The organism is Parasphingomonas zepuensis (assembly GCF_036663735.1).
Classification (GTDB): domain Bacteria; phylum Pseudomonadota; class Alphaproteobacteria; order Sphingomonadales; family Sphingomonadaceae; genus Sphingomonas.
Genome location: NZ_JAXOJO010000020.1, coordinates 1 through 1,709, shown reverse-complemented (window position 1 = coordinate 1,709; position 1,709 = coordinate 1). Strand labels below are relative to the sequence as shown.

General features: G+C 63.0%; 1 protein-coding gene. It reads left to right on the top strand.

Annotation, left to right across the window (positions count from 1 at the left end; all coding sequences use genetic code 11):
• A partial coding sequence (locus U1769_RS24845) for an amidohydrolase family protein (RefSeq protein WP_332720843.1) occupies positions 1-1,566 on the top strand: 1,566 nt, incomplete at its 5' end.
• Positions 1,567-1,709 lie beyond the last annotated feature (143 nt).

Sequence of the window (1,709 nt, the reverse complement as noted above, 5' to 3'; positions counted from 1 at the left end):
CTCGCAAATGACTTCGTGGTCGCCCCCGATGGCAAAAGCATCGCGTTTCGCCAGAATTATCAGGCCTTTGCCATGCCGCTGATGCCGGGCGGACAGGAAGTCAGCGTCGGACCCAAGGCCGACGCCCTTCCGGTGACTCGCGTCAGCACCGACGGCGCGGATTACATCCACTGGTCCGGTGACGGATCGCGCCTGCACTGGAGCCTGGGCGCGACGCTGTTCAGTGCCGATCGCGCCAACCTGTTCGCCAGTGCGCCGGGCGGTACCAAGCCGACCTTCACGCCGCGCACCACCTCGCTCGCAATGCAGGTTCAAGCAGTTAAGCCCACCGCCCGCATCGCCCTGACCAATGCCCGCGTCGTCACCATGTCGAGCGCGGACGGCGGCATCATCGAAAACGCTACGATCCTGATCGAGGGTGATCGCATCGTTCAGGTCGCCCCCACCGCCGCGATTCAGCTGCCTGCGGGGACGAAAATCGTCGACCTTGGCGGCAAGACCGTTATCCCCGGCCTGGTCGACGCGCACGCCCACGGTCCCTATGGTGCCGACGAGCTGGTGCCCCAGCAAAACTGGTCGCTGATTCAGAACCTCGCGATGGGCACCACCACGATCCACGATCCATCGTCATCCGCGCGCACCGTCTTTCCCGCACAGGACCTGCAGCGCGCTGGAAAGCTCCTCGGCCCGCGCATCTTCTCGACCGGCGAGATCGTCTATGGCGCCAAGAACGCCAGCGTCTATGCCGAGATCAACAGCTACGAAGACGCGCTCAACCATGTCCGCCGCCTAAAGGCACAGGGCGCGCATTCAGTGAAAAACTACAATCAGCCGCGCCGCGAACAACGCCAGATGGTGGTCGCCGCAGCCCGCGCGGAAAATATGCAGGTGGTGGCAGAGGGCGGTTCGCTGTTCGGCATGGACATGAACTTGATCGCCGACGGCAACTCGACGCTCGAACACAATATCCCCGCCGATGTCTTCTACAAGGATGTCGTCCAGATGTTTGGCCAGTCGGACACCAACTACACGCCCACGCTCGTCGTCAGCTATGGCGGCCTCGCCGGTGATCCCTATTGGCGGCAGGCCACCGATGTGTGGAAAAACCCGTTGCTGGTCCACACGCCCCCCGAACGCCTGCGCGCCGATACGATGCGCGTGGCCAAGGCGCCCGAGGACAATTTCGTCGACGACGACAATGCGCGTGAGGCGAACAAGATCGCCAAGGCTGGCAAGCTCGTCGCAATCGGCGCGCACGGACAACAGGCGGGTATCGCGACGCACTGGGAACTGTGGTCGTTCGTCCGCGGCGGCATGACCCCGATCGAGGCACTGCGAGCGGGCACAGTCGACTCGGCGCGCTCGCTAGGGTTCGCCAAGGACATCGGCTCGATCGAAGCGGGCAAGCTCGCCGATCTCGTGGTGCTCGACGCCGATCCAGTCGCCGACATCCGCAACAGCGACAAGATCAGCCGGGTGATGCTGGGTGGTCGGATGTACGACGCCAAGACGATGAACGAAGTGGAGACGGGAACGGCGAAGCGCGCGGCCTATTGGTGGGAGTGACGGGCGGTGCCTCCCATTCTCTTGTCTCAGGAAACGATCGGCATTCGTTGATTCCCAAGCTGCGGTTGTTATCAAGCGCTGAGGCGTTATGCCGTCATTTGGGTGAAGTGTGAGGTCGCATCGAATGCCAAGTCTGCAGTTTG